The organism is Variovorax sp. DAIF25 (assembly GCF_050711835.1).
Taxonomy (GTDB): Bacteria; Pseudomonadota; Gammaproteobacteria; order Burkholderiales; family Burkholderiaceae_C; genus Variovorax.
Genome location: NZ_CP136636.1, coordinates 5,715,159 through 5,740,582 on the forward strand (window position 1 = coordinate 5,715,159; position 25,424 = coordinate 5,740,582).

General features: G+C 71.1%; 23 protein-coding genes. 9 read left to right on the forward strand and 14 right to left on the reverse strand.

Annotation, left to right across the window (positions count from 1 at the left end; translation table 11 throughout):
* The first annotated feature begins 170 nt into the window (after nt 1–170).
* Nucleotides 171–1,070: a LysR family transcriptional regulator gene (locus R0232_RS26380; protein ID WP_431510002.1), complete on the forward strand. Its 900-nt coding sequence runs from the start codon at nt 171–173 to the stop codon at nt 1,068–1,070.
* On the opposite strand, the gene R0232_RS26385 is transcribed toward R0232_RS26380, so the two are convergent.
* Nucleotides 1,067–1,966, reverse strand: a complete 900-nt coding sequence (locus R0232_RS26385) for a LysR family transcriptional regulator (protein ID WP_431510003.1) — start codon at nt 1,964–1,966, stop codon at nt 1,067–1,069. The genes R0232_RS26380 and R0232_RS26385 overlap by 4 nt on opposite strands.
* A gap of 124 nt (nt 1,967–2,090) precedes the next feature.
* Here R0232_RS26385 and R0232_RS26390 point away from each other — a divergent pair, with 124 nt between their 5' ends.
* Nucleotides 2,091–3,437, forward strand: a complete 1,347-nt coding sequence (locus R0232_RS26390; protein WP_431510004.1) for an amidohydrolase — start codon at nt 2,091–2,093, stop codon at nt 3,435–3,437.
* On the opposite strand, the gene R0232_RS26395 is transcribed toward R0232_RS26390, so the two are convergent.
* The 3 genes from R0232_RS26395 to R0232_RS26405 are packed head-to-tail and all read right to left on the reverse strand — an operon-like array spanning nt 3,418 to nt 5,937.
* Nucleotides 3,418–4,080 (reverse strand): DUF6134 family protein, encoded by a 663-nt coding sequence (locus R0232_RS26395; RefSeq protein ID WP_431510005.1) that lies wholly within the window; start codon nt 4,078–4,080, stop codon nt 3,418–3,420. The genes R0232_RS26390 and R0232_RS26395 overlap by 20 nt on opposite strands.
* Nucleotides 4,077–4,883, reverse strand: a complete 807-nt coding sequence (locus R0232_RS26400; protein ID WP_431510006.1) for a DUF1295 domain-containing protein — start codon at nt 4,881–4,883, stop codon at nt 4,077–4,079. The genes R0232_RS26395 and R0232_RS26400 overlap by 4 nt, the downstream gene beginning before the upstream one ends.
* Before the next feature lie 10 nt (nt 4,884–4,893).
* Nucleotides 4,894–5,937, reverse strand: a complete 1,044-nt coding sequence (locus R0232_RS26405) for an SAM-dependent methyltransferase (protein WP_431510007.1) — start codon at nt 5,935–5,937, stop codon at nt 4,894–4,896.
* Nucleotides 5,938–6,119: 182 nt separating this feature from the next.
* On the opposite strand from R0232_RS26405, the gene R0232_RS26410 reads away from it, so the two are divergent.
* A complete protein-coding gene (locus R0232_RS26410; protein ID WP_431510008.1) occupies nt 6,120–7,145 on the forward strand; it encodes a LysR family transcriptional regulator in 1,026 nt (341 codons plus the stop codon).
* Here the strand turns inward: R0232_RS26410 and R0232_RS26415 are convergent.
* From R0232_RS26415 to R0232_RS26445, 7 genes are all read right to left on the reverse strand, one after another.
* On the reverse strand, nt 7,063–7,944 hold the full coding sequence (locus tag R0232_RS26415; RefSeq protein ID WP_431510009.1) for an ABC transporter permease subunit: 882 nt from the start codon (nt 7,942–7,944) through the stop codon (nt 7,063–7,065). The genes R0232_RS26410 and R0232_RS26415 overlap by 83 nt on opposite strands.
* Nucleotides 7,937–8,725 (reverse strand): taurine ABC transporter ATP-binding protein, encoded by a 789-nt coding sequence (locus R0232_RS26420; RefSeq protein ID WP_057595008.1) that lies wholly within the window; start codon nt 8,723–8,725, stop codon nt 7,937–7,939. The genes R0232_RS26415 and R0232_RS26420 overlap by 8 nt, the downstream gene beginning before the upstream one ends.
* A 26-nt stretch (nt 8,726–8,751) precedes the next feature.
* A complete protein-coding gene (gene tauA / locus R0232_RS26425) occupies nt 8,752–9,768 on the reverse strand; it encodes a taurine ABC transporter substrate-binding protein (protein WP_093340345.1) in 1,017 nt (338 codons plus the stop codon).
* An 827-nt stretch (nt 9,769–10,595) separates the two neighbouring features.
* On the reverse strand, nt 10,596–12,245 hold the full coding sequence (locus R0232_RS26430; protein ID WP_431510010.1) for a rhodanese-related sulfurtransferase: 1,650 nt from the start codon (nt 12,243–12,245) through the stop codon (nt 10,596–10,598).
* The gene (locus R0232_RS26435) at nt 12,242–12,874 is read right to left on the reverse strand and encodes a cysteine dioxygenase (protein WP_431510011.1); all 633 of its coding nucleotides are present in this window, start codon (nt 12,872–12,874) and stop codon (nt 12,242–12,244) included. Before R0232_RS26435 ends, R0232_RS26430 begins: the two co-directional genes overlap by 4 nt.
* Nucleotides 12,871–13,851 (reverse strand): ABC transporter substrate-binding protein, encoded by a 981-nt coding sequence (locus tag R0232_RS26440; protein ID WP_431510012.1) that lies wholly within the window; start codon nt 13,849–13,851, stop codon nt 12,871–12,873. The genes R0232_RS26435 and R0232_RS26440 overlap by 4 nt, the downstream gene beginning before the upstream one ends.
* On the reverse strand, nt 13,848–15,083 hold the full coding sequence (locus R0232_RS26445) for an acyl-CoA dehydrogenase family protein (RefSeq protein WP_431510013.1): 1,236 nt from the start codon (nt 15,081–15,083) through the stop codon (nt 13,848–13,850). The genes R0232_RS26440 and R0232_RS26445 overlap by 4 nt, the downstream gene beginning before the upstream one ends.
* Before the next feature lie 133 nt (nt 15,084–15,216).
* Here R0232_RS26445 and R0232_RS26450 point away from each other — a divergent pair, with 133 nt between their 5' ends.
* The 5 genes from R0232_RS26450 to R0232_RS26470 are packed head-to-tail and all read left to right on the forward strand — an operon-like array spanning nt 15,217 to nt 20,267.
* On the forward strand, nt 15,217–16,230 hold the full coding sequence (locus R0232_RS26450) for an ABC transporter substrate-binding protein (RefSeq protein WP_431510014.1): 1,014 nt from the start codon (nt 15,217–15,219) through the stop codon (nt 16,228–16,230).
* Nucleotides 16,231–16,277: 47 nt separating this feature from the next.
* On the forward strand, nt 16,278–17,402 hold the full coding sequence (locus R0232_RS26455) for an LLM class flavin-dependent oxidoreductase (protein ID WP_296783329.1): 1,125 nt from the start codon (nt 16,278–16,280) through the stop codon (nt 17,400–17,402).
* 25 nt (nt 17,403–17,427) lie between these two features.
* Nucleotides 17,428–18,249 (forward strand): class II aldolase/adducin family protein, encoded by an 822-nt coding sequence (locus R0232_RS26460; protein ID WP_093340357.1) that lies wholly within the window; start codon nt 17,428–17,430, stop codon nt 18,247–18,249.
* Between the two features lie 25 nt (nt 18,250–18,274).
* On the forward strand, nt 18,275–19,276 hold the full coding sequence (locus R0232_RS26465) for an ABC transporter substrate-binding protein (RefSeq protein ID WP_431510015.1): 1,002 nt from the start codon (nt 18,275–18,277) through the stop codon (nt 19,274–19,276).
* Between the two features lie 13 nt (nt 19,277–19,289).
* Nucleotides 19,290–20,267, forward strand: coding sequence for an ABC transporter substrate-binding protein (locus R0232_RS26470; protein WP_431510016.1), 978 nt, complete (start codon nt 19,290–19,292; stop codon nt 20,265–20,267).
* A 10-nt stretch (nt 20,268–20,277) separates the two neighbouring features.
* On the opposite strand, the gene R0232_RS26475 is transcribed toward R0232_RS26470, so the two are convergent.
* Both R0232_RS26475 and R0232_RS26480 read right to left on the reverse strand, forming a co-directional pair.
* Nucleotides 20,278–22,005, reverse strand: a complete 1,728-nt coding sequence (locus tag R0232_RS26475) for a carboxylesterase/lipase family protein (RefSeq protein ID WP_431510017.1) — start codon at nt 22,003–22,005, stop codon at nt 20,278–20,280.
* A gap of 137 nt (nt 22,006–22,142) precedes the next feature.
* Nucleotides 22,143–23,636: a PLP-dependent aminotransferase family protein gene (locus R0232_RS26480; protein ID WP_431510018.1), complete on the reverse strand. Its 1,494-nt coding sequence runs from the start codon at nt 23,634–23,636 to the stop codon at nt 22,143–22,145.
* A gap of 103 nt (nt 23,637–23,739) precedes the next feature.
* Here R0232_RS26480 and R0232_RS26485 point away from each other — a divergent pair, with 103 nt between their 5' ends.
* Nucleotides 23,740–24,477: a GNAT family N-acetyltransferase gene (locus R0232_RS26485; RefSeq protein WP_431510019.1), complete on the forward strand. Its 738-nt coding sequence runs from the start codon at nt 23,740–23,742 to the stop codon at nt 24,475–24,477.
* A gap of 6 nt (nt 24,478–24,483) precedes the next feature.
* Here R0232_RS26485 and R0232_RS26490 read toward each other — a convergent pair whose 3' ends face one another.
* Nucleotides 24,484–25,401 (reverse strand): LysR substrate-binding domain-containing protein, encoded by a 918-nt coding sequence (locus R0232_RS26490; protein WP_431510020.1) that lies wholly within the window; start codon nt 25,399–25,401, stop codon nt 24,484–24,486.
* Nucleotides 25,402–25,424 lie beyond the last annotated feature (23 nt).

Genomic DNA, 25,424 nt, shown 5'->3' on the forward strand with positions numbered 1-25,424 from the left:
AATCCTTTGCTGAAGTGGTGAGTGGATTCGCCAATGGTCGCGAGGCCCGCGCACGCGGTCCAATGTCGAGTTTGCATCCGGGCGCGATGCGCGGCGCGCATCGCCCATGCACGCAACCGATGGGCACGCGGCTTGCAGAATGCGCCGCACGCAAAGGAACAGAGGTCGCGATGGACACACGCTGGTTTCAGGATTTCGTCACCTTGGCCGAGGTGCAGAACTTCACGCGCGCGGCCGAGATGCGCAACGTCTCGCAGGCCGCGTTCAGCCGCCGCATCCAGGCGCTCGAGCAATGGCTGGGCGCCAAGCTGATCGACCGCGCGGCCTATCCCACGCGGCTCACGCCCGCGGGCGAGCGCTTCCGCAAGGTGGCCGCGGGCCTGCTCGACCAGATCGCCGACGCGCGCGCCGAGATCGGCGACGCGCCCGCGCGCAACCACGTGCGCATCGCCTCGACCTATGCGCTGGCCAGCACGCGGCTGCCGGCCTGGTGGGCGCGCTGGTCGGGCGCGGGCGACCTCAGCTGCAGCCTCGAGGTCGGCAACGTGCACGACACGCTGACGGCCTTCAGCGCGGGCTCGGCCGACGTGCTGATCGGCTTCCACCACGCCGCGCATCCGCTGCAGCTCGATGCCGCGCGCTTCGAGCGCCGCGAGCTCGGCCTCGAGCGCGTGCGGCCCTACGTGTCGCGCGCGCTCGCCGCCTCGGAACGCTTCGCGCTGCCGGGCAGCGCGGCCAGCCCGGTGCCGTTGCTGATGTACTCGCCCAGCGGCTACTTCGCGCGCGTGGTCGCGACCGCGATCGAGCAGTCGGCGCAACCGCTGGCCGGCTACCGGGCCTTCGAATCCGAGATGACCGACGTGCTCGGCGACCTCGCGCAGCAGGGCATGGGCATGGCCTGGCTGCCCGACAGCTCCTTCGTCGCGGGCCGGCTCGGCGAGCTGGTGCCGGTCGGCGATGGGGCCTGGGACGTGGAGGTCGCGATCGTGGCCTGGCGCGCGCGGCTCAATGCGCGGCCGGCGGTCGCGCGGCTGTGGGAGCGCATCGGCGCCGACGCACTGCCCGCCTAGGGCTCGGCGGGCATGCGCTCGGCGATCACCTCGCGCAGCAACGACAGCGCCGGTGCCTCGCTGCGGCCGGCCAGGGTCACGAGGCCGAAGCGCGCGCGGCCCAGCGGCGGGTGCACCGGCAGCGCCACCAGATCGGGCGCCACCGCGCGCACCGCGAGCAGGATCGCGTCGCTGTCGCGCGCGAGCTCGACCAGGTTCGACAGCTCCGAGCAGCGCAGGGTCACGCACTGGTCGGGATGCGCCTCGGGGCCGTAGGCATCGACCATCGCGCGCACCACGTCGCGCCCGAGACCGGTGGACGCGAGCGGGTAGTCCTTCAAGCTCTGGAACGTCATCGGCCCGCGCTTGCGCGCAAGCGGATGGCCGCGCCGGCACATGAAGGCGCCGCCCATCTCCACCAGCGGCTCGACGCGCAGGTCGATGCTCGGCGTGACGGTGCGGAACTCGACCACCGCGGCATCGAGCGTGCGCTGGCGCAGCGCCTGCACCAGCCGGTCGGTATCGCCGCGCAGGATGTCGATGCGCACCGGCGCGCCACGGTAGGCCATGCGCTGCAAGAGCGGCGTGGCCAGCAATGCGCCGGGCCCGGCGCCGAGCCCCACGCGCAGGTGGGCCCCGCCGCCGCCGCGCGCGCTGGCCACCAGTTCCTGCGCATCGCCGACCAGGTGGCGCGCGCGCTCGAGCATCTCGCGCCCGAAATGCGAGAGCTCGCTGCGCCGGCCCACGCGGTCGAACAGCGCGCGGCCGAGCACCTCCTCGAGCGCATGGATGCTGCGGCTCAGCGCCGGCTGCGTGATCGACAGCGCCTTGGCCGAGCGCGTGAAGGAGCCCGTCTCGGCCACCGAGAGGAAGTGGCGCAGCTGCACGAAGGTCATGGCATGGAGGGGCCTGTTCATGCATTGGAATTATGGCTGTGGATAGAACAATGCATTGGACGCCTGGCAAGCCATTGCCTAGATTCGCGGCCGGTCCCTTTCAAGAACAAGCAAAGACACATCACCCCAGGAGACAGGTCCCTTCATGCATTCACTTCGCCAGCTTTCCCTCGCCGCCTGCCTCGCCTGCACCGCCGTGCCCGCCGCCATGGCGCAAGGCGCCGCCCCCAACGCCCAGCGCATCGAGTCGCTCGCGCGCGAGGCCTATCCGCAGCTCGACACGCTCTACAAGGACATCCACGCCCATCCCGAACTCGGTTTCCAGGAGGTGCGCACGGCCGCCAGGCTGGCCGAGCAGATGCGCGCCCTCGGCTTCGAGGTGACCGAGCACGTGGGCCGCACCGGCGTGGTCGCGGTCCTGCGCAATGGCGCCGGTCCCACGGTGCTGGTGCGCACCGAGCTCGACGCGCTGCCGATGCAGGAGAAGACCGGCCTGCCCTACGCGAGCCAGGCCAAGGCCACCTGGCAGGGCCGCGAGACCTTCGTCGCCCACAGCTGCGGCCACGACGTGCACATGGCGAGCTGGGTCGGCACCGCGCGCACGCTGCTCGCGCTCAAGGACCAGTGGCAGGGCACGCTGGTGTTCGTCGCGCAGCCGGCCGAGGAGGCCAGCGGCGGCGCCAAGGGCATGCTGGCCGACGGGCTCTACAAGCGCTTCCCCAAGCCCGATGCGGCCTTCGCGCTGCACACCTCGGCCTCGCCCTACGGCTATGTCGGCTACCGCGCGGGGCCGATCACCTCGGCCTCCGACGGCTTCGAGATCGACTTCAAGGGCCGTGGCGGCCACGGCTCGGCGCCGCACCGCGCGATCGACCCGATCGTGCAGGCGGCCCATTTCGTGACCGACGTGCAGACCGTGGTGAGCCGCGAGAAGGACCCGGCCGAGTTCGGCGTGGTGACGGTGGGCGCGATCCAGGCCGGCACCGCCGGCAACATCATTCCCGACTCGGCGCTGCTGCGCGGCACCATCCGCAGCTACAAGCCGCAGGTGCGCAAGCAGCTGATCGACGGCGTGCGCCGCACCGCGCTGGCCTCGGCCGCGATGGCGGGCGCGCCCGAACCCGCCATCGGCCTCGACCCGGCGCGCGGCAACGGCGCGGTGATCAACGACCAGGCGCTGGCGCAGCGCACCGTGGCCGCGCTCAAGGCGCAGCTCGGCGACGCGAAGGTGGTGCAGGTGCCGCCGATCACCGCCAGCGAGGACTTCTCGGAGTTCGCGGTGGAGGGCGTACCCACCTTCTTCTTCTTCATCGGCGTGAACGATCCGAAGGAGGTCGCCGACTCGCAAAAGGAAGGCGGCAAGCCCCTGCCCTTCAACCACTCGCCCTTCTTCGCGCCGGTGCCCGAACCCTCGATCACGACGGGCGTGCAGGCGATGACGGCCGCGGTGCTGAGCGCGCTGGCCGCGAAGCCTACTTCAGCCGGTAGCTGAGCTTCTTGCCGCCGCGCACCTGGGCATCGAGGCCCAGCCATTCGCCGTCGGCCACGGCATACCAGAGGTCGATCGGCTGCTCGGGCCCGCTGACGCGCCAGCGCCGGGCCGCCACGCCGCGGCCGCGCACCTCGACGCGGCCCTCGTCGAGCGCGGCGATGCGCACCGGCTCGAGCTTGCCGGTCTGCGCATTGAGCAGCTGCTGCTGCGCGCGCATCGCGGGGTTCCAGTAGGCGAAGCTCATCACGCAGCCCGGCAGCGCGCTGCGACCGCGTTGCGTGACGACCACCAGCGCGGGGCCGTCGCCTTCCGACTCGCGCTCGGCGCGCACCTCGGAGCGGTCGCCGCCGTCGTTGGTGTCGGCATCGAGCCGGCGCAGGCAGTCGCCGCGCCAGTGCTCGACCGCCGAATGCCGGTAGCGGTAGACCGTGACGCCCAGCAGCTTGACCGCGAACGCGGCCTCGCTGCTCAGCCGGCGCTCGTCGCCCGCGGCCGTGAGCACGAAGCGGTGCTCGCCGATCGGCGCGTCGTCGAGCAGCACGCGGAAATTCCATTCGCCCGTGGCGGGCGAGGCCACCGGCTGCGCGCCCGCCGCGAGGGCCAGCGCGCACGCCAGCGCCGTGCCGGCATGGCGCACGCTCATTTCGGCGGCCGGCGCACCGGCCCCGGCACGAAGGCGTTGGTGCGCGCGATGTAGTCGCGGTAGGCGGGCCGCCGGTGGCCGATGTCGGCCTCGAGCAGGCGCACGCCCGACACGCGCAGCAGCAGCCAGGTCATGAGCAGCGGCGAGACCACGCTCCAGGCGCCGCCGAGGCCGGCCGCGCCCAGCGCCATCAGCCACAGCCCCCACCAGACGCAGGCCTCGCCGAAGTAGTTGGGATGGCGGCTGTAGCGCCACAGGCCGCGGTCCATCACCTGGCCGCGCTGCGAGGGATCGGCCTTGAAGCGCGACATCTGGGCATCGGCAATGGCCTCGAAGCCGATGCCGAAGGCCACCAGCGCGCCGCCCGCGATGTCGAGCCAGCCCAGCGGCCGCGCGCCCGCCATGCCGACGAACAGCGGCGCCGAGACGATCCAGGCCAGCACCGCCTGCAGCCCGAACACCAGGTACAGACTCTTGAGGCCGAAGCCCGGCTGGTTGCGCGCGCGGATCGCCTGGTAGCGCCGGTCCTCGCCGTGGCCCCAGTTGCGCGCGGCCACATAGAGCGCCAGCCGCAGCCCCCACAGCAACGCAAGCACGGCCATGGCCAGGCCGCGCGGGTCGTGCAGCGGCGCATTCGGCAGCAGCACCAGGTAGACCAGGCCCGCGCCCGCGATCAGCAGCGGCCAGAAGCGGTCGATCAGGCTCGCGTCGCGCCGCGCCAGGCTCTCGAGCCAGACCACCAGCGCGACCGCGGCCGTGAAGGCGAGGCCGGCGAAGGCGGCTTCGAGCGGGCTGAAGTTCATCGGGCCGGCTTCAGGCGCGCCGCTCGAACAGGTAGTGGCTGACCCACCAGCGCTGCCCGTGCTCGTAGCCGAACAGCTCGGCCACCGACATGAAGAACAGGCGCCAGCGCGTCCACCAGACATGGGCCTGGTCGCCGTAGGTGGCCTTGAACAGCGGGCGCAGCGCCTCGCGCCGCTGGTCCATGTTGCGCAGCCAGGCTTCGGCGGTGCGCTGGTAGTGGCGGCCTTCCCAGCGCCAGCGGCGCAGCAGCCGCAGGTCGTCCTGGCAATGCAGCGCGAGGTCGTCGCTGGGCATCATGCCGCCCGAGAAGAAGTGCTCGCTCATCCAGTCGCTGGCGTCGCGCACCTCGAAGGGATAGGGCGCCTCGCGGTGCACGAACACGTGCATGAAGAAGCGCCCGCCGGGCCGCAGCCAGCGCGCCACGTTGGCGAAGGCCTGCGGCCAGTTGCGCAGGTGCTCGAACATCTCGACCGAGACCACGCGGTCGAAGCGCTCCTCGGTGTCGAACACGTTGATGTCGCGCGTGAGCACCCGCACGTTGGCCAGCCCGCGCCGCGCGGCCTCGGCCTCGATGTATTCGCGCTGCGAGGCGGAGTTCGATAGCGCCGTGATCCGGCTGCCCGGGTAGTGGGCGGCCATCCACAGCGTGAGCGAGCCCCAGCCGCAGCCCAGTTCGAGGATGTCCTGGCCGTTGTCCAGCCCGGCGCGCTCGCAGGTGCTGGCCAGCGCGGCCGATTCGGCCTCCTCGAGCGTGCGCGTGCCCTCGGGCCAGTAGCAGCTGCTGTACTTGCGGTGGTTGCCGAGCACCTGGCCGAAGAAGGCGGCCGGCACCTCGTAGTGCTGGGCGTTGGCCTTCTCGGGCAGCGGCGCCAGGCTGGCCGAGCGCATGCGCCCGACGAACTCCTGCGTCAGCTCGGCCACGGCCGGGGTGTTGCCGGCATACAACTCCGACAGCCGGTCCTTGAGCAGGCGCCGGATGCCGCGGCGCACCACGGTATCGGGCACCAGGCCCTTCTCGACCCAGCGGATGGCGAACGCGATGTCCTGCGGCATGGCTTCTTCTTCCTTCTCGTGCATGTTGGCGGGCCCCGCCGTCCGGGACCGATCACCCCCTGTACGCAGCCGGCGGCGATCCGGATGCAACCGGATGCGTCCGGTGGGCGCAAACCAAAGTTGCGCCATGCCCCTGCGCCGGCGCGGGCCTCTGGCCGAACTGGAACAATGCGCCCACTCTCATGGACGGACTCGATCTCATCAAGACATTTCGCGAAGTCGCGTTCCGGCGCAGCTTCTCGCGCGCCGCCCTGTCGCTGGGCATGTCGAAGGCCACCGTCAGCCGCTACGTGGCCGAGCTCGAGGAGCGCAGCGGCGTGCGGCTGCTCAACCGCTCCACCCGCTCGCTGAGCCTGACCGACGCCGGCGAGGTGCTGCTCGAGCGCAGCACCCAGCTGGTCGACATGGCCGAGAACACCCTCAACGACCTGCAGGCCCACGGCGCCCACCCGCGCGGCCGGCTGCGCATGAGCGCGCCGCACGGGCTGATCGCCGGCTGGCTCTCGGACGTGATCGCCGAGTTCATCAAGCGCTATCCCGACGTCTACGTGAGCCTGGTCTTCACCAACAGCGCGGTCGACCTGATCGGCGAGGGCATCGACATCCACCTGACCGGCGGGCGCATCGACGACATGAACCTGATCGTGCGGCGACTGGTGCAGTTCGACATGGTGGTCTGCGCCACCCCGGCCTACTGGGCGCTGCGCGGCATGCCGCGCGTGCCGGCCGACCTGAGCCGGCACGACGTGCTCAGCTATTCGGCCGCCTCGACCACCCACCTGCCCTTCGAGACCGAAGGCGAGGCCTACGAGGTGCCGGTACACAGCCGCATGGAGGCCAACGATGCGGTCGCGCTGATCGAGCTGGCCCTGCGCAGCGTCGGCGTGGCCTACGTGCCCGAGCCGCTGGCCCAGTCGCACCTGGAGCGCGGCGCGCTGGTGCCGGTGCTGCGCGAGCACATGCCGCACGACCACTGGCTCTATGCCGCCTACTCGCAGCGGCGCCACAACAGCGCGGCGATGCGCGCGATGCTCGATTTCCTCGAGCAGTCGATGGGGCCGGGCGGCGCCCTGCCCTCGCCGATGCCGCCGGCGGTGCCGGTCTCGCCGCCCGCCGCGCCTTCCGCTACATGCGCCCTTTCCAGGGAACCAGGCGCCGCTCGAGCCAGCGCATCAGCAGGTCGAACAGATACGCCACCACCCCGATGACCACGATCCCCATGATCACGATGTCGGTGCGCAGGAAGTTCGACGCGTTGAGCACCATCTGACCCAGCCCCATGTTGGCCGCCACCATCTCGGCGGCCACCAGCGTGGTCCAGCCGAAGCCGATCGCGATGCGCATGCCGACCAGGATGTCGGGCAGCGCCGAGGGCAGGATCACGTGGCGGATCACCTGCAGGTAGCTCGCGCCCATCGAGTAGGCCGCGTTGATCTGCTCCTGCGAGGCGCTGCGCATGCCCGAGCGCGCGGCCAGCGCCAGCGGCGCGAAGCAGCTCAGGAAGATCAGCAGCACCTTGGGCAGCTCGTCGATGCCGAACCAGATGATGATCAGCGGCAGGTAGGCCAGCGGCGGCAGCGGCCGGTAGAACTCCAGCGGCGGATCGAAGATGCCGCGCCAGAAGCGGCTCATGCCCATCGCGATGCCCACGGGGATGGCCGTGACGCAGGCCAGCAGGAAGGCCGAGAACACGCGGAACATGCTCGCGAGGAAGTGCTGCCACAGCGGCTTGTCGTTGGCCTGGCCGGTCAGGTATTCGTAGAACTGCTGGAACACCGCCTGCGGCGTCGGCAGGAACAGCGGCTTGACCCAGCCCATGTTGGTGACCAGGAACCACAGCGCGAGCAGCGTCAGCACCGTGACCACGCTGATCGTGAAGCTCGAGCCCTCGCCCGGCACCTTGAAGGCGCTGGTCTTGAGCTTGGTGCCGGGCGCGGGCGGCGGGACGACTGCTGGCTTGGTGGGAGGCGTCATGGCGACCGGCGATGCGATGCTGGCCTCAGGCATGGGCCGCCTCGCGGTGGTGGATGATGGAGAGCACTTCCTCGCGCATGCGGATGAATTCGGGCTCGGACTTCACCTTGCGCGAATCGCCGTGCGAGAGGTACTGGCGCGAGAACGGCACCTCGTCGTAGACGTGCGAGATGCGCCCCGGGCTCGGGCTCATCACGATCAGCCGGGTGGCGAGGAACAGCGCTTCCTCCACCGAGTGGGTGATGAAGAACACCATCTTGTTCGAGGTCGACCAGGCCTGCAGCAGGATCTCCTGCACCTGCTCGCGCGTGAAGGCGTCGAGCGCGCCCATCGGCTCGTCCATCAGCAGCACGGCCGGATCGCTGGCCAGCGCGCGCGCGATGCCCACGCGCTGCTGCATGCCGCCCGAGAGCTCGTACACCGCGCGGTCGGCGTACTTCTGCAGCCCGACCAGCGCGAGTTTCTCTTCCGCCACGCGGTCGCGCGTGGCGCGGTCGACGCCCGCGAGCCGCAAGCCCAGCGCCACGTTGTCTCGCACGTTGAGCCAGGGCATGAGCGCATGCTTCTGGAACACCACGCCGCGGTCGGCACCGGGGCCGGCCACGGGTTGGCCGTCGAGCAGGATCTCGCCGGTGGACGGCGGCAGGAAGCCCGCGATGCAGTTCAAGAGCGTGGTCTTGCCGCAGCCCGAGGCGCCGAGCGCGACCACGAAGTCGCCGTCGTGCATGCGCAGGTTGACCGGCGCCAGCGCCTGCAGGGTGCCGCCCTTGACGGCGTAGTTGACCGTGAGGTCGCGGATGTCGAGCGTGGGCATGGGCTTTTTTGTTTACCGCGCCGCGCTCACTTGGCCGCCAGGGCCTTCTCGACGTACGTGGTGGTCACGTAGGCCGAGTAATCGGGCTTGACCTCCTGCACCCGGCCCTGTTCCTTGAGGAAGGCCGCCGTGTTCGCCATCGCCTTGGCCGCGCCGCCGCCGAGCCAGGTCGGCGAGAGCTGCTCGGACAGGGTCGGGAAGCTGTAGAGCGCCATCGCAGCGCCCACGTCCTTCGGATCGGCCTTGGTCCACTTGGCCATCGCCTTGGTCTGCGGCGAGTCGGGCGTCCAGCTCTTGCCCGAGGCCTTGTACTCGTCGTTGGCGCGGTTGAGCGCCTTCACGAACGCCACCATGAAGGCCTCGTTCTCGGCCGCCCACTTGGCGTTGACCACGATGCCCTCGAAGGTCGGCGCGCCGCGCTTGCCGATGCTGCCCGAGGTCGCGATCACCTTGCCGCTGGAGCGGATCTTGGAGAGCACCGGGTCCCAGATGAAGGTGGCGTCGATGTCGCCGCGCTCCCAGGCCGCCGCGATCTCGGGCGGCCGCATGTTCATCACGTTGACCTTCTTCGCGTCCACGCCTTCCATCTTCATCGCGGCCATGAGCTGGTAGTGGGCGGTGGAGACGAAGGGCGTGGCGACCTTCTTGCCCGCGAGGTCCTTGAGGCTCGCGATGCCCGAGGCATTGCGCGCCACCAGCGCCTCGGCGTCGGCGATGTCGGCCGAGATCCAGAACAGCTTGATGTCCTGCCCCTGGCTGGCCGCGGCCGTCAGCGGGCTCGAACCGGTCTCGCCCATCTGCACGTCGCCCGAGGCCATGGCGCGGATCACGTCGCCGCCGCCCGAGAACATGCGCCAGTTGATCTTGTAGCCGGTGGCCTTCTCGACCTCGCCCGACTCCATGACCAGTCGCAGGGGGACGAGCATGTCCTGGTGGGCGAAGGTGAGTTCCTTGGCCTTCTGGGCGAAGGCGGTGCCGGTGGTGGCCAGCACGAGCAGCGCTGTGGCTGCGATTGCACGGTGCAGGGATCGACGCGTGTTCATCCGGGTTCTCCTTGTCTGTTGCGGGCGGCGCTGGCCGAGGCTTCGGTGCGAGGGGTACTGTGCATGGTTGGGGGTGGGGTGCAAAGTGCCAGGGGTGGGAGGGGGGAGGTGCCAGTGGACTGGGACTTACCCTTGTTTGGTGCTTGGGGGCACGGGGGAGGTGCGTTTTTTGTTTTGTGGTTTGTTTGGGAGGTTGGTTTGTTTGGTGAGGTCGTAGGCCGGGTCTCGCCCCGGCGGGCGACTTACTTTTCTTGTCTCGCCAAGAAAAGTAAGCAAAAGAAGGCGACCCCGCTGTCTGTGTCCCTCCGCTTCGCTACGGGCAACCTGCGGTGCTCGGAGAAAGCGGGGGGCCGCAGAACTCGCTGCACTTCGTTCCGCTCAGACAGCTGCGGCCCTTATCCCGCTTTCCCCTGCGCTCCTCGGCACAGCCAGAGGGGACTAGGGTCAACGCGCCGTGGCGCGTCCTTGTGTGGTGAGTGCGCATGCGTAGGCCCTGGACCTTTCACTGAGGCCGAGCGAAGCGAAGGCCCGTTGGGCTTGCCTGGCCGAGCGCAGCGATGGCCCGACCCACTCCCCTCTGGCTGCGCCGAGGAGCGCAGCGTTTCGCGGATAAGGGCTCGCAGCTGTCTGAGCGCAGCGCAGCGGAGCGAGTTCTGCGAGACCCCGCGAAACGCGAGCACCGCAGGTTGCCCGTAGCGAAGCGGAGGGACACAGACAGTGGGGTCGCCTTTTCTTTGCCTACTTTCTTTTGGCGAAGCAAAAGAAAGTAGGTCCGCCGCCGGGCGGAATTCCCGGCCGACAGCCTTTGCAAAAAAACAAACCCAAATTCAGGCCACGACAAACCGATGCGTCCCATCCCGCCCCAACTGCGCAACGAGTCCAAACTCCCAATCCAGATACCCCTGCATAGCCTCCACAGAAGCCGAGGTCCCTTCATAAGGCCTCCGATACCGATCCGTCCTCTCGGTAGCCAACCGGGCTTCACCAGACTCAGAAGGAAGCCCAGCAGAGAACCAGGCAGCATTCCCTCCAAGCAGCACGAGCACCTCCACATCCAGCTCCCCACGCGAATCAAGCCACTCCCGCAGATCCGAAGCCGCATACCGAGCCAACAAACTGCTCCCACAAGTCAACACATAGCGCCGAGCCGAAGGAATGACTCCAGCAACCGCCTCCAAGAGCTGCGCCCGAATCGCAAACCACGCCCCCGGCACATGCCGCTTCACGTAATTCGCACTGGCCGTCACATCGATCACCGCAGTCGACGAAGCATCGCCATCGAGCAACCGAGCCAAGTCCAGCGCCTCGATCTCTCCAACGGCCCGAGCCACCTCCGGATACACAGCGGCCAGAGCACCCCGTTCGCTCAACGCATCGGCAGCAGGCACAGGCTCCACCACATGAACCTCCCACCCCATCTGCGCCAGCCAGGAGCCGGACATCGAAGCCCGCACCCCATCGTCATCCGCCAGCACGATCCGCGCATGCCGCACCGGCACCTGGTGATCCGTCTCCTGCACCAATTGCCCACCGGGCGCTCCGGCAAAGCCGGGAAGATGACCCGCCGCGTATTCCTCGGGCGTGCGCACATCGAAGCGATAGACCGTCCGCCCCGCCTCCTCGAGCGAATCCACGGCATCGGCCGCCACCCACCGAACCCCCGCCTTCTGCGCCACACGCCGCGCATCGGCACGCGCCTGCGAACGATGCGCGTCGCTCACCGCCTCGGGCGCACGCCGCACCGCCCCATGGTCGAGCACCTGCCCCGCGAGCTTCCAACCGATGGTGCCGTTGCGCAGCGCCGCCACGGGATTGGGAATGCCGGCATTCACCAGCGACTGCGTACCGATGATGCTGCGCGTGCGCCCCGCGCAATTGACGATCACGCGCGTGGCCGGATCGGGCGCGAGCTCGCGCACGCGCAACACGAGTTCGGCGCCCGGCACGCTGGTGGCGCCCGGGATGCTCATGGTCTGGTATTCGTCGAAGCGGCGCGCATCGAGCACGACCACGTTGGCGCGCTCGTCGATCAGCGCCTTCACCTCGGGAGCCGAGAGCGAGGGCGTGTGGCGCTCGTGCTCGACCAGTTCGCCGAACGACTTGCTCGGCACGTTGACGTCGCGGAACAGCTCGCCGCCGGCCGCGCGCCAGCCCTCGAGGCCGCCTTCGAGCAGGTGCACGCGGGTGTAGCCGAGGCCCGCGAGCCGCCGAGCGGCCAGCGGCGCGAGGTCGGTGCCGCGGTGCTCGCCGTACAGAACGATCAAGGTGTCGCGGCGCGGGATGCGGCGCCAGGCCTCGATCTCGATGCGCGACAGCGGCAGGTTCGCGGCCCACAGCGGATGGGCCTGGGCGAAGGGATCCTCCTCGCGCACGTCGAGCAGCGCGATCTCGGCGCCGGGCGTGAGCAGGCGTTCGCGCACGGCGGCGAACGAGAGGACGGGGAAGGCGGAGGTGGCTTGGAGCGTGGCGTCGGTCATGGCGTGGTGGCAGGCGGGACCGCCCGGAGTTCGGCGGACCGGTCCCAGAGATTGGGCAGCAGCGTGTTGGTGTAGCCCGAGACGAAGGGCTTGCGCCCGCCCTCGGCCGGGTAAGTATGCCGCCGCACCGCGCCGATGTTGGCGCCATAGACATGGATGCTGATCGACACGCGGTCCGCATGCGCGTTGTGCACGCGGTGCAGGTCGCCGACGGTGGGCGACACGGCCTCGACGTCGCCTTCATCGAGCCGCACCGCTTCACCCACCGGCCGCGCCTGGCCGTCGTCGCCGAAGGCATGGGCCTGGCTGTACTCGGCGCCGCGCAGCATGCCGATCAGGCCCCACACGGTGTGGTCGTGCACCGGCGTGGCCTGGCCCGGTCCCCAGACGAAGCTCACGACCGAGAAGCGCTCGGTGCTGTCGGCATGCAGCAGGAACTGCTGGTAGCGCGCGGGGTCGGGCTGCGCGAAGGCCTCGGGCAGCCAGTCGTCGCGCGCCACCAGCCGGCGCAGCAGCGCGCCGCCCTCGGCGAGGATGGCGCGCTCGTCGGGCCGGCCGTCGAGCAGGCGGCCGAAATCGACCACGAACTCGCGCAGCGGCGCGATCGATGCGGGAACGGCGGCGCTCACGCCGCGCGCTTCCAGAGCTGGGTGTCGGAGATCGCGCGCACGTCGACGCGCACCGGCAGGATGCCATCGCGCGCGGAGCGGTCGGCCACGGCCTGCAACGCCACGATGTCGGCCTCGCTCACCGGCCGCGCGGCCACCGAGGCGCGCGCGGTGATGAGCCTTGCCGACTCGATCGGCAGCCGCGTGAGCTGGCTGTAGGCCTGCGCATAGGCCTCGGGATTGGCCAACGCCCAGTCGCCCGCGCGGCCCAGCCGGTCGAGGAACTGCACGATGGCGGCGCGCTTGGCGGGATCGGCCAGCGAAGGTTCGCTGGCGGTGATGAAGCCCAGCGCGGTGTTGATGCCGCGGCCATCGCGCAGGATGCGTCCGCCCTGCTGCAGCGCGATCGTGTAGTAGGGATCGAAGATGGCCCAGGCGTCGATCTGGCGCGAGGCGAAGGCAGCGGCCGCGTCGGTCGGCAGCACGAACTTCACCGTGACCTCGTCGCGCCGCACGCCGGCCTCCTCGAGCGCGCCGTAGAGCTGGTACTGCGAGATGCTGCCGCGCGCCGACGAGACGACCACGGTCTGGCCGCGCAAGTCGGCCACGCTGCGCAGTTTCGAATCGGGCTGCACCACGATGCCGAGCGAGTCGGCCTTGCCGACGCGCGTGGCGACGATCTTCAGCGGCGTCCTGCCGACGGCCGCGGCGAGCACCGGCAGGTCGCCGGCCATCGCGGTGTCGACCGCCGCGCTGCGCTGCGCCTCGAACAGCGGCGCGGCGCCCTGGAAGTTGGCCCAGCGGTAGGCGAAGGGCGCACCCTCGAGTGCCTTCGAGGCCTCGAACAGCGAGCGCAGTCCACCGGCCTGGTCGCCGAGCACCAGCGAGGTCTGCGGCTGCGCCCAGCCGCGCAACGAGGCCGTGGCCGCGATGGAGAGCACCGCGCCCTGCTGGAGCCAGCGGCGGCGCGATGCCTTGGAAAACAGCAGGTCGGTCATGCGGCGGCTCCCGTCGACAGCAGCGCGCGCTTGCCCGCGCCGACCAGGATCGCGTCGTTCTGCGGCGTGTGGATGCGGCTGCAGAGCACGTCGCGGTAATGGCGCTCGAGCGGGTTCTGGCGCGCGAGGCCATGGTTGCCCGTGAGCTGCAGCGCGAGCTCGACGGCGCGCACCGCGTTGCCGGTGACGCTGTGCTTGAGCAGCCCGCTGTCGACCGCCGACGGCGTGCGGCCGCTGTCGACGGCCTCGCTGGCCGCGTCGAGCAGCACGCGGTTGGTGCGCAGCAGCGCCTCGATCTCGCCCACGGTCTCCTGCACGCGCGGCAGGCTCGCGAGCGGCGCGCCCAGGCTGCCGGGCGCGCGCTGGTTGAGGAAGCCCACGAGCCAGTCGCGTGCCGAGCGCGCGACCGCGTCGTAGAGGCTGCCCAGCAGCACCACCATCCAGGCCTGCTGCGAGGCCTGGGCGTCGATGTCGGTCTGGCTGCCCGCATCGGGCGCCCAGTCGGCCGGCGCGCGCAGGTCCACCGCATGGTCGAGCGGGATCGCGACGTTCTCGAACACCACCTCGTGGCTGCCCGAGGCGCGCAGGCCCAGGTGGTCCCAGCTCGCGATCACGCGCACGCCCCCGGCATGGCGCGGCACCAGGAACACGCCGGTGCGCGGCGCGGGTTCGTCGGTGCGGGCCCACACGGCGAGCCAGCCCAGGCCCTCGATGCCGGTGGTGTAGAGCTTGTGGCCGTCGATGCGCCAGCCCTCGCCGTCGCGGCGCGCCACGGTGGCGGGCAGGCCGCCGCGCGCGGGCGAACCGAGCGCGGGCTCGACGCGCAGCGCATTGATCAGCGCGCCGTGCTCGACCGCGTCGCGCAGCACGCGCTCGCGCAGGTGCGGCGGCCAGCGGCTGTCGCCGCGCGCCAGCCCATGGTGCTGCAGGTAGGTCATGGTGAGGATCAGCGCCGTGGCGGGCTCGCCGCGCGCCACCGCGGCGATCACCTGCCGCGCCGTATCCAGCGTGGCGCCCCCGCCACCGAAGGCGCTCGGTGCGACCAGCCCGATCAGCCCATGCGATTGCAGCGCCTCGAAGTTCTGCGCGGGAAAGGCGCCGCTGCGGTCGTGGTCGGCGGCGGTGCTCGCGAAGCGTGCCGTGAGGCTGGCCAGCAGCGCGGCGTCGGGCAGGCCGGAGGAATCGCGGGAATTCGGGCCGGCCGCGGGCCGGCGCAGGGGGATGGCGCTCATGGTCCCGGCACGTTAGCGAGCCGCCGTGCGCGCGAAAACGACGCATCGCGCATATCCAAACTCGTTTTTCTGCGTTCGCATCGGCGGCGCGGCTGGTTACGTTCGCCGTTTCCCCCGCCCCGCCGACGACCGCATGAGCCCCTTCTTCTCCATGGACCGCCGCCAGGTGCTGCACGCCCTGGCCGCGCTCGGCGCGACGGCCGCCGCCGGCGGCATCGCGCGGGCGGCACCGAGCGCCCCGGCGCGCGACCTCGCGGGCGTGACCCTGCGCGTGGGCACCTACAAGGGCCTGTGGCGGCCGCTGATCCAGGCCTCGGGCCAGGGCAACACGCCCTACCGCATCGACTGGCGCGAGCTCAACAACGGCGTGCTGCACATCGAGGCGATCAACGGCGACGCGCTCGACCTGGGCTCGGGCAGCGAGATCCCGCCGGTGTTCGCGGCGCGGCAGAAGTCGAGCGTGAAGCTGGTGGCGGTGACGCACGAGGACCTCAACAACCAGGCCACGCTGGCGCGCAAGGACGCACCGATCCGCAGCATCGCCGACTTCAAGGGCAAGCGCGTGGGCTACGTGCGCGCCACCACCTCGCACTACTACCTCGCCAAGCAGCTGGCCGAGGCCGGCCTGGGCTTCAACGACATCCAGGCCGTGAGCCTGACGCCGGCCGACGGGCTGTCGGCCTTCGCGCGCGGCGACCTCGATGCCTGGGCCATCTACGGCTACAACGGCCAGCTCGCGCGCATCCAGTACGGCGCGCGCACCATCAAGACCGGCGTCGGCTACCTGTCGGGCAACTTCCCGATCTACGCCAACCCGCGCACGCTCGACGACCCGCTGCGCCGCGCCGCGATCGCCGACCTGCTGCAGCGGCTGCAGCGCGCCTTCGCCTGGATCAACGGCAACTTCCTCGCCTATGCGCGCGCCCAGTCGGCCGAGACCCGGGTGCCGGTGGGCGACATCGTCGAGCTGTTCAACGGCCGCAGCGGCGACTACAGCCTGGGCCCGGTCAGCGACGCGGTGGTGCGCAGCCACCAGGACGTGGCCGACACCTTCCTGCGCATCGGCGTGCTCGACGGCCCGGCCGACGTGCGGCCGCTGTGGGACCGCGGCTTCGACGGCGTGCTGCGCCAGCCGTCCGCGGCCTGATCCCTTCTTCATCCGTTTCCGACAGACACCCACCGAGAGGACACACCATGAGCCAGAACAGCAACGACAACAGCGGCGTCGAATTCATCGGCATGATCCAGGGCCAGAAGGTCTCGGAGATCCATGCCGCCCAGGGCCCGGCGATCGACCGCGACTACGTGCGCGCCTTCGCCCAGGCGCACGAGCAGGCCGGCTTCGACCGCGTGCTGGTGCCGCATCACTCGACCGGCCCCGACGCCACGCTGACCGTGGCCTACGCGGCCTCGGTCACCGAGCGCATCCACTTCATGCTCGCGCACCGCCCGGGCTTCGTGGCGCCCACGCTGGCGGCGCGCCAGTTCGCCTCGCTCGACCAGTTCAGCGGCGGACGGCTCGCGGTGCACTACATCTCGGGCGGCTCCGACGACGAGCAGAAGCGCGACGGCGACTGGCTCGACCACGACCAGCGCTATGCGCGCACCGACGAATACCTCGAGCTGCTGCACAAGGTCTGGCAGGCCGACAAGCCCTTCGACCACGAGGGCGCGCACTACCGCGCGCTCAACGCCTTCTCGGAGGTCAAGCCGCTGCAGACGCGCAACGGCCGCCCGCACGTGCCGGTGTATTTCGGCGGCGCCTCGGAAGCCGCGATCCCCGTGGCCGGCAAGTACGCCGACGTCTACGCGCTGTGGGGCGAGTCGCTCGAGCAGGCGCGCGAGCTCACGACCCGCGTGCGCGCCGAGGCCGCCAAGCACGGCCGCAGCGTGCGCTTCTCGGTCTCGTTCCGCCCGATCCTGGCCGAGACGGAAGAGCAGGCCTGGGCCCGCGCCGACCACATCCTGGCCGAGACGAAGCGGCTGCGTGTGGTGCAGGGCTACAACCGCGGCGGCCCGCAGCAGAGCGAGGGCGCCAAGCGCCTGCTGGCCGCGGCCGGGCAGGGCACGCGGCTCGACAAGCGGCTGTGGACCGCGGTCGCGCAGGAGATCGGCGGGCGCTCCAACAGCACCGCGCTGGTCGGCACGCCCGAGCAGGTCGCCGATGCGCTGCTCGACTACTACGACCTCGGCGTCACCACCTTCCTGATCCGCGGCTTCGATCCGCTGGAGGACGCGGCCGACTACGGGCGTGAACTGATCCCGCGCACGCGCGAACTGGTGGCGCAGCGCGCGGCCTCGATCCGCAAGGCGGCCTGAACCGCATCACGACGAGGACATCCCCATGAGCGCCGTTCTTTCCATCGACCGCAACGCCTCGGCCCTGAAGCTCAACCCGGTGCCGACGCAGAAGTACTGGTTCGACCCGATCCCGCCGCGCACCAGCGTGCAGGCCGAGCGCCGCCACCGCCAGGAGCGCCTGGCCGGCGCCTTCCGCCTGTTCGCGCGCTTCGGCTTCGCACAGGGCCTGGCCGGCCACATCACCGCGCGCGATCCCGAGCTGACCGACCACTTCTGGGTCAACCCGCTGGGTATCCACTTCTCGCGCATCAAGGTCTCCGACCTGCTGCTGGTCAATGCCAGGGGCGAGACCGTGATCGGCGACCGCCCGCTCAACAAGGCGGCCTTCGCGATCCACGCGGCGATCCACGAGCACAACCCCAGGATCGTCGCGGCCGCCCACACCCACTCGACCTACGGCAAGGCCTGGTCGACCTTGGGCCGCAAGCTCGACACGCTGACGCAGGACAGTTGCGTGTTCCACGACGACGTGGCGCTGTTCGACGACTTCACCGGCATGGTGGTCGACACCAGCGAGGGCGAGCGCATCGCGCAGGCGCTGGGCGACAGGAAGGGCGCGATCCTCAAGAACCACGGCATCCTGACCGCCGGCCCGACGGTGGAGGCCGCGGCCTGGTGGTACATCGCGCTCGACAACGCCTGCCACACGCAGCTGCTGGCCGAGGCCGCCGGCACGCCGCAACCGATCGACGAAGCCACGGCGCGCCACACGCACGGCCAGATCGGCGGGCCCGAGGGCGCGATCCATTCCTTCGACAGCCTCTACCAGGGGCTGGTCGAGGCCGAGCCCGAGCTGCTGGACTGACTCCTTCTTTCTCCTGGAACCGCCGATGAACGCATCCCTCTCCCGCCGCCGCCTCCTGCGTGCCGGCGGCGCCGCCGCCGTGGTCGCCTCGGGCGGCCTGATCGCCTCGCAGGCCTTCTCGCAGTCGACGCGCAAGCTGACCTTCGCCTGGAACGCCGCGGCCTTCTGCCTCTCGCCGGTGGTGGTGGCGCAGGAGCGCGGCTACTTCGAGCGCAACGGCCTGCAGGTCGAGCTCATCAACTACACCGGCTCGACCGACCAGCTGCTCGAATCGCTGGCCACGGCCAAGGCCGACGCGGCGGTGGGCATGATCCACCGCTGGCTCAAGCCGCTGGAGTCGGGCTTCGACGTGAAGATCGTCGGCAGCTCGCACGGCGGCTGCGTGCGCCTGGTGGGCGCCAAGGCCGCGGGCGCCACCAGCCTCGCGAGCCTCAAGGGCAAGATCATCGGCGTGTCGGACATCACGAGCCCGGGCAAGAACTTCTTCTCGATCCTGCTCGCCAAGAACGGCATCGACGCCGAGCGCGACGTGACCTGGCGCCAGTACCCGGCCGACCTGCTCGACCTCGCGGTGCAGAAGGGCGAGATCCACGCCATCGCCGACGGCGATCCGAACGTCTACCTGATCGAGAAGCGCAACAAGGGTGCGTTCGTCGAGATCGCGAGCAACCTCACGGGCGAGTACAAGGACAAGGTCTGCTGCATCGTCGGCGCGCGCGGCGAGCTGGTGCGCAAGGACAAGGCCACCGTGGCCGGGCTGGTGCGCGCCATCGCGCAGGCCTCGGACTACGTGGCCGAGAACCCGAACGAATCGGCCAGGCTGTTCGCCAAGTACTCGCCCAAGGTGCCGGTGGAGGACCTGCGCGCGCTGCTGGGCACGCTCACGCATGCGCACCATCCGCTGGGCCGCAGCCTGCGCGACGAGGTCGCGTTCTACGCGGCCGACTTCCGCAACGTGGGCGTGCTCAAGAAGAGCACCGACCCGGCGCGCTTCGCGGACCACGTGTCGTACGACCCGCTGGCCTGAGCACGGTCACGCCATGACGAACCGCATGCCATCCGCCAGCCGCCGCCGCTTCATCGCCCAGGGCGGCGCCGCCGCGACCATCGCCGCCCTGCCCACCTTCGCGCTGCAGGCCCGTGCCCAGGCGCGCCCGCTGCTCAAGGCCGGCGACCAGAAGGGCGGCCTGCGCGCGCTGCTCGAGGCCGCGGGCGGGCTCGAGGGCCTCTCGTACGACATTCAGTGGTCGGAATTCCCGGCCGCCGCGCCGCTGGCCGAGGCCTTGAACGCGGGCGCCGTCGATTCGGGCCCGATCGGCGATGCGCCGCTGATCTTCGCGCTCGCGGCCGGCACGCGCGTGAAGGCGATCGGCGCCAACCGCTCCGACTCCTACGGCACGGCCGTGCTGGTGCGGCCCGACTCGCCGCTCAAGAGCGCGGCCGAGCTCAAGGGGAAAAGCGTGGCCACCAACCGCGGCTCCATCGGCCACTACGTGACGCTCAAGGCCATCGTCGCGGCGGGGCTGAAGCCCGAGGACATCAACCTGCGCTTCCTCGCGCCGGCCGACGCCAAGCTCGCGCTCACGCAGGGCTCGGTCGATGCCTGGGCCACCTGGGAGCCCTACACCGCGCTGGCCGAAACCAGCGGCCATGCGCGCGTGCTCGCGAGCGGCCGCGGCCTGCTGCCGGGCCTGAGCTACCTCGCGGCCACCGACGCGGCGATCGCGGCCAAGCGGCCGGTGCTGCAGGACTTCCTGCAGCGCGTGGTGCGCGCGCAGCAATGGTCCTATCGCAACGTCGATGCATTCTCGGCCACGCTCGCGCGCATCATCGGCATCCCGCCCGAGGCCGCGAAGCTGCAGTTCGAGCGGCGGCAGCAGAAGTGGGTGCCGATCGATGCGCAGGTGGTCGCCGACCAGCAGGGGACGGCGGACTTCTATCGGCAGGTGGGGCTGATCAAGCAGGCGCTCGACGTGAAGACCACCTTCGACACCGGCTTCGGCATCGCGGTCGGCTGAAGTCCTTCGCTCACTCCAGCACGATCCGCTTCTCGCCCGCCGTCGCGTCGAACAGCAGGCGCCGCGGCGTGCCCGCGGGCGTCCAGCGCACCCACTCCACGCCCAGGCCGGCGTGGTTGGGATTGCCGGTCTTCATGAACGCGCCCACGCTGCCCATCATCGCGGCCGACAGCGCCTCGCGGCCCGGCCGGTTGGCATCGGTGTAGTTCATCGAGAACATGCCCTTGCCGAAGTTGCCGAACATGAACGGGATGTCGGTGGAATGGCCCGCGCCGTACAGCGTGTTCCACGGCTCGGGGCCCTGCGACCAGTCGAAGCGGTAGGCATAGACCTCGGGCTGGTGCGCCTGGAACAGGGTGAGCGCCGAGGTGATGCTGGCCGCGAAGCTCGCGGCCGTGACCGCCTTGCCGGCCGCGTTGTAGGCATCGACCGTGACACCGGGCTTGAGCACGCTCGCGAGCGTGGCCGAACCCGGCGCGGTGGGCCGGTTCGGATCGAAGTCGTACATCATCAGGAAGCGCGTGGCGTCGTCGACCTGGTAGTAGGACTGCAGGAACATCTTGCCCTCGTCGCGCGTGGTGCCCGCGAGCAGCGGCACCTTGCGGTACTCGCCCGCCTCGACCGCGGTGCGCGCGACGGCGGGCAGCACGGTGCCGTCGCCGATGTTGTCGGCCTGGCCCGAGGACAGCAGCGCGAGCTGCGAGGCCGGTGCATTGCGCAGCAGGCTCGCGACCTGCGCCTCGCTCATGCCCGCGATGGTGGCGTCCACGGTGGCCTCGGTGGCCGCGCCGGTCATCACGAGCAGCTTGCGCACCACGCCCTTGGCATAGGTGTCGGCCTGCGCGGTGCTCGAGATCTTCACGCCCATGCTCATCGGCACGGCCTTCTGGAACCAGTCCTTGCCCTTGCTCAGCGGCGTCAGGATCATCGCGTAGGTGTTCCAGGCGCCGGCCGACTGGCCCATCAGCGTGACGTTGCGCGGATCGCCGCCGAAGGCCGCGACATTGGCATGCACGAACTCGAGGGCCTTGGCCAGGTCGAGCGTGCCGTAGTTGCCCGAGTCGGTGAGCGCATCGCCGCTCCTGAGCGCCGGATGGCGGAACCAGCCGAACACGCCGAGCCGGTAGTTGACGGTGACGACGACGGCGTTGTTGCTGCGCGCGAAGTTGACGCCGTCGTAGGTCGGGTTGTGGGTGTAGCCCACGGTGTTGGCGCCGCCGTGCACCCACACCACCACGGGCAGGTTCTTCTCCTGCGTGGCGGGCCGCCAGACGTTGAGCGTGAGGCAGTCCTCGGCGCCGACGAGCTGGCCGAACGAGGTGCCGATCTCGCGCGTGAAGCCGTCGTCGGCCAGCGGCGGCGCATAGAAGCTGCCGGCCTGCGCGCACGAGCGGCCGAAGTCCTTGGCGCTGCGCACGCCGCTCCAGGCGTTCGGCGAGACCGGCGGCTTCCAGCGCCGCTCGCCGACCGGCGGCTGCGCGTAGGGAATGCCGAGCCAGGCGTAGGCCGCGCCATCCGCCTGCGCGGCGCCCTCGACCTCGCCGTAGGTGGTGGCGACCTGGAGCGGGTGGGCCGCGGGCGGCGGCGCGGCGGGCGGCGGTGGCGGCGGTGCCACCGACACCGGCGGGAAGGCGACGACCGCGCCGCCGTCCCCGCCACCGCAGGCAGCGAGGGCGGCCACCGCCGCCACCGCGCCCGCGATCCCGAACCGCCGCAGCGGGAATGTCTTCTTCTTCATGCTCATGCGCTCTGTCTCCGTCGTCGTTGCAGGTGCGGCGAGGCTATCGAGGCAGGGCGGGCGCGCCTTGTACCGAGTTGCTATCGCCGCGGGCGCGAAGGCACCACCTTGACGCCTGCGCGACAGGCGCGATGACTTCAGCGGCCGACCGCGCGCGCCAGCTGCGCCAGCCGCTTCGCCATCGGCTCGAACAGCTCGGCCGAGGTGTTGCCGTAGCCCAGCACCAGCCCGTTGCAGTCCGGCCCGGGCCGGATCGCGGCCGCCGACAGCGGCATCGGCGCCATGCGGTGGCGCCGCGCCTCGGCGGCGATGCGGCGGTCGTCGAAACGCGCGGGCAGGCGCAGGGTGAGGTGCATGCCGCAGTGGCCGCCGTCGATGGTGTGCGGCAGCCTGAAGTGGCGCTCGAGCGCGGCGCGCAGGGCCTGCTGGCGCTCGCGGTACAGGCGCCGCATGCGGCCCAGGTGGCGACTGAACTGTCCGCTCTCGATGAAGTCGGCCAGCGCGAGCTGCTCGTGGCGATGGCCGCCGCGCAGCATCTCCTCGAGCGGCGCGCGCACGGTGGCCAGCAGGTCCTCGGGCAGCACCAGGAAGCCCAGCCGCAGCGAAGGGAACATGGTCTTGCTGAAGGTGCCCACGTAGAGCACCGGCGCCTGCGGCACCAGCCCCTGCATGGCGGCGATGGGGTCGCCGGTGTGGCGGAACTCGCTGTCGTAGTCGTCCTCGATGATCCAGGCGCCGTGGGCGCGCGCCTGCGCGATCAGCGCGAGCCGCCGCGCGATGCCGAGCACCACGCCCGAGGGGTACTGGTGCGAGGGCGTGGCATAGACCAGCCGCGGCGTTTGCAGCCGCCAGTCCTCCTCGCTCGCGCGCAGGCCGCCCGCATCGACCGGCATCGGCACGATGCGCAGGTCGCCCGCGTGCATCGCGGACTTGGCGCCGCGGTAGCCGGGGTCCTCGACCCAGCCGGTGTCCCCCGGGTCGGTGAGCAGGCGCACGCACAGCGCGATGGCTTCCTGCGCGCCCTCGGCGATCACCACCTGCTCGGCCGTGCAGCGCACGCCGCGCGCCAGGCCCAGGTGCTGCGCGATGGCGGCGCGCAGCGCGGGCTCGCCGAAGGGGTTGCCATAGCCGAGCGCGGCATGGCCGGCACCGCGCAGCGCGCGGTCGAGCGCGCCGCGCCAGGCCGCGATCGGGAAGTGCGACAGCGCGGGCACGCCGGGGCGCAGCGCGAGTTCGGGCTCGGCGCGGCTTCCCATGGGATGGATGCGCGCGAGCCGTCCCGCGGTGGCGGGCACGGCCGGCGTGCGCGGGCCGCGCCGCGGCGGCGCGGGCGCGGCCAGCTCCATCACGCGCGTGCCCTGGCGGTCGGGCCGCAGGTAGCCCTCGGCCGCGAGATGCTCGTAGGTGGCCGTGACGGTGTTGCGCGACACCGCGAGCGCCTCGGCCAGCGCGCGCGAACCGGGCAGCCGCGTGCCGGGCGCGAGGCGGCCGTCGAGGATGGCGCGCTTCAGGCGCTCGTGGAGCTGGCGCTGCATCGAGCCGGCCTCGCGCTCGCGCGCCAGCGGTGCCTCGAGCAGCGCGCGGCGCACGGGGTCGGACAGGGTGGCGGAGGGGTCGGCGGCATCGGTCATCGGGCGTTTCTCGTGGCACCATGAAATTCGCATGGCGTGGCGCTTTTCGTGGCGCCACGACGGGCGTACTGTAGCGCCTGTCGTCATCGAAAGAGAGTCCCCCATGCCCGCCTCCCACCCCCCGCTCACGCCGCGCACCAACCAGTTCGGCCAGACCATCGGCGCCGCCCTGCCCGGCTGGTCGCCGCGCCCGAAGCCGCCGCGCACGCCGATCGAAGGCCGCCTGTGCCGGCTCGAACCCTTGTCGGCCGAGCGCCACGCGGCCGACCTGCATGCCGCCCATGCGCTGGCGCCCGACGGCCGCGACTGGACCTACCTCGCGGTGGAGCGCGCGCCCGACGCCGCGAGCGCGCGCGCCTACGTGGAGCTGATCGCGCAGAGCCTGGACCCGATGCACTTCGCGGTGATCGACAAGGCCACGGGCCGCGCCGTGGGCAGCCTCGCGCTGATGCGCATCGAGCCCAACCATGGCGTGATGGAGGTCGGCCACGTGACCTTCTCGCCGCTGCTCAAGCGCACGCCGCTGTCGACCGAGGCCCAGTACCTGCTGATGCAGCTGGCCTTCGACGAGCTCGGCTACCGGCGCTACGAATGGAAGTGCGACAACTTCAACGCGCCCTCGAAGAAGGCGGCGCAGCGCCTGGGCTTCCAGTTCGAGGGCGTGTTCCGCCAGCCGCTGGTCTACAAGGGCCGCACGCGCGACACGGCCTGGTTCTCGGTCATCGACAGCGAATGGCCGGCGCTGCGCGCGGGCTTCGAGCAGTGGCTCTCGCCCGCCAACTTCGATGCCGACGGCAAGCAGCGGCAGTCGCTGGAACAGCTGCGCGCGGCCGCGGCCTGAAGCGCGTCAGGCGGCGGCGGGCGCGGGCAGCTGCTCGCCGAGGAAGGCCAGGAAGGTCTTCACCACCTCGGGCAGGGTGCGGCCCGCCAGGGTCTGCAGTTCGACCGCGCGGCCGCGCATGCCGCGCTCGCGGATCTCCGCCGCGTGCAGCTCGCCGCGCCGCACGCGGTCGCGCACCGTGATCTCGCCCGCGATCGTGAGACCGCCGCCGTGCAGCACGAAGCTGGCCAGCGACTCGAAGCGGTTGCTGGTCAGCATCGGCTCGAACACCAGCCCGCGCTGGCTGCAGCCCACGTCGAACAGCTGGCGCACCGTGTTGTCGGCGCCCGAGAGCGCGATCGGGTACGGATGCATCTGCGCCAGGGTCACGGTGCGCAGCTTCGCGAGCGGATGGTCGGGCCGCATCACGGCGAACACCGAGGCCGGCTGGCGCCGCTCGACGCGGATGCCATCGACCGCGGCGCGGCTGTAGGTCAGGCCGATGTCGGCCTCGCCGAGCAGCACCGCCTCGGTCACCTCGGCCGGCCGCGCGGCGCGCAGCTGGAACTGGATGCCCGGGTGTTCGGCGCGAAAGTCCGCGATGGCGCGCGGCAGGAACTCGTTGGCGAAACCCGAGGAACAGGCCAGGCGCACCCGCCCGCGCTTCAAGCCCTGCAGCCCGCGGATGTCGGACACCACGCGCTCGGCCTCGAGCGCGCCATGCAGCGCATGCGCGGCCAGCAGCTCGCCCGCGGGACTCGCGACCATGCCGCGCGGATGGCGCTCGAACAGCGGCACGCCGAGCAGGTCCTCGAGCATCGCCACCTGGCGGCTGATGGCCGAGGGGCTGACGCTGAGCCGCTCGGCCGCCACCGTGAGCGAGCCGCTGCGGGCCACCTCGAGGAAGTAGCGCAGGGCGGTGTCCTGCAGGCGGTGGGCGGTCATGGCTGGCTTTCGCTTTGAGGAAA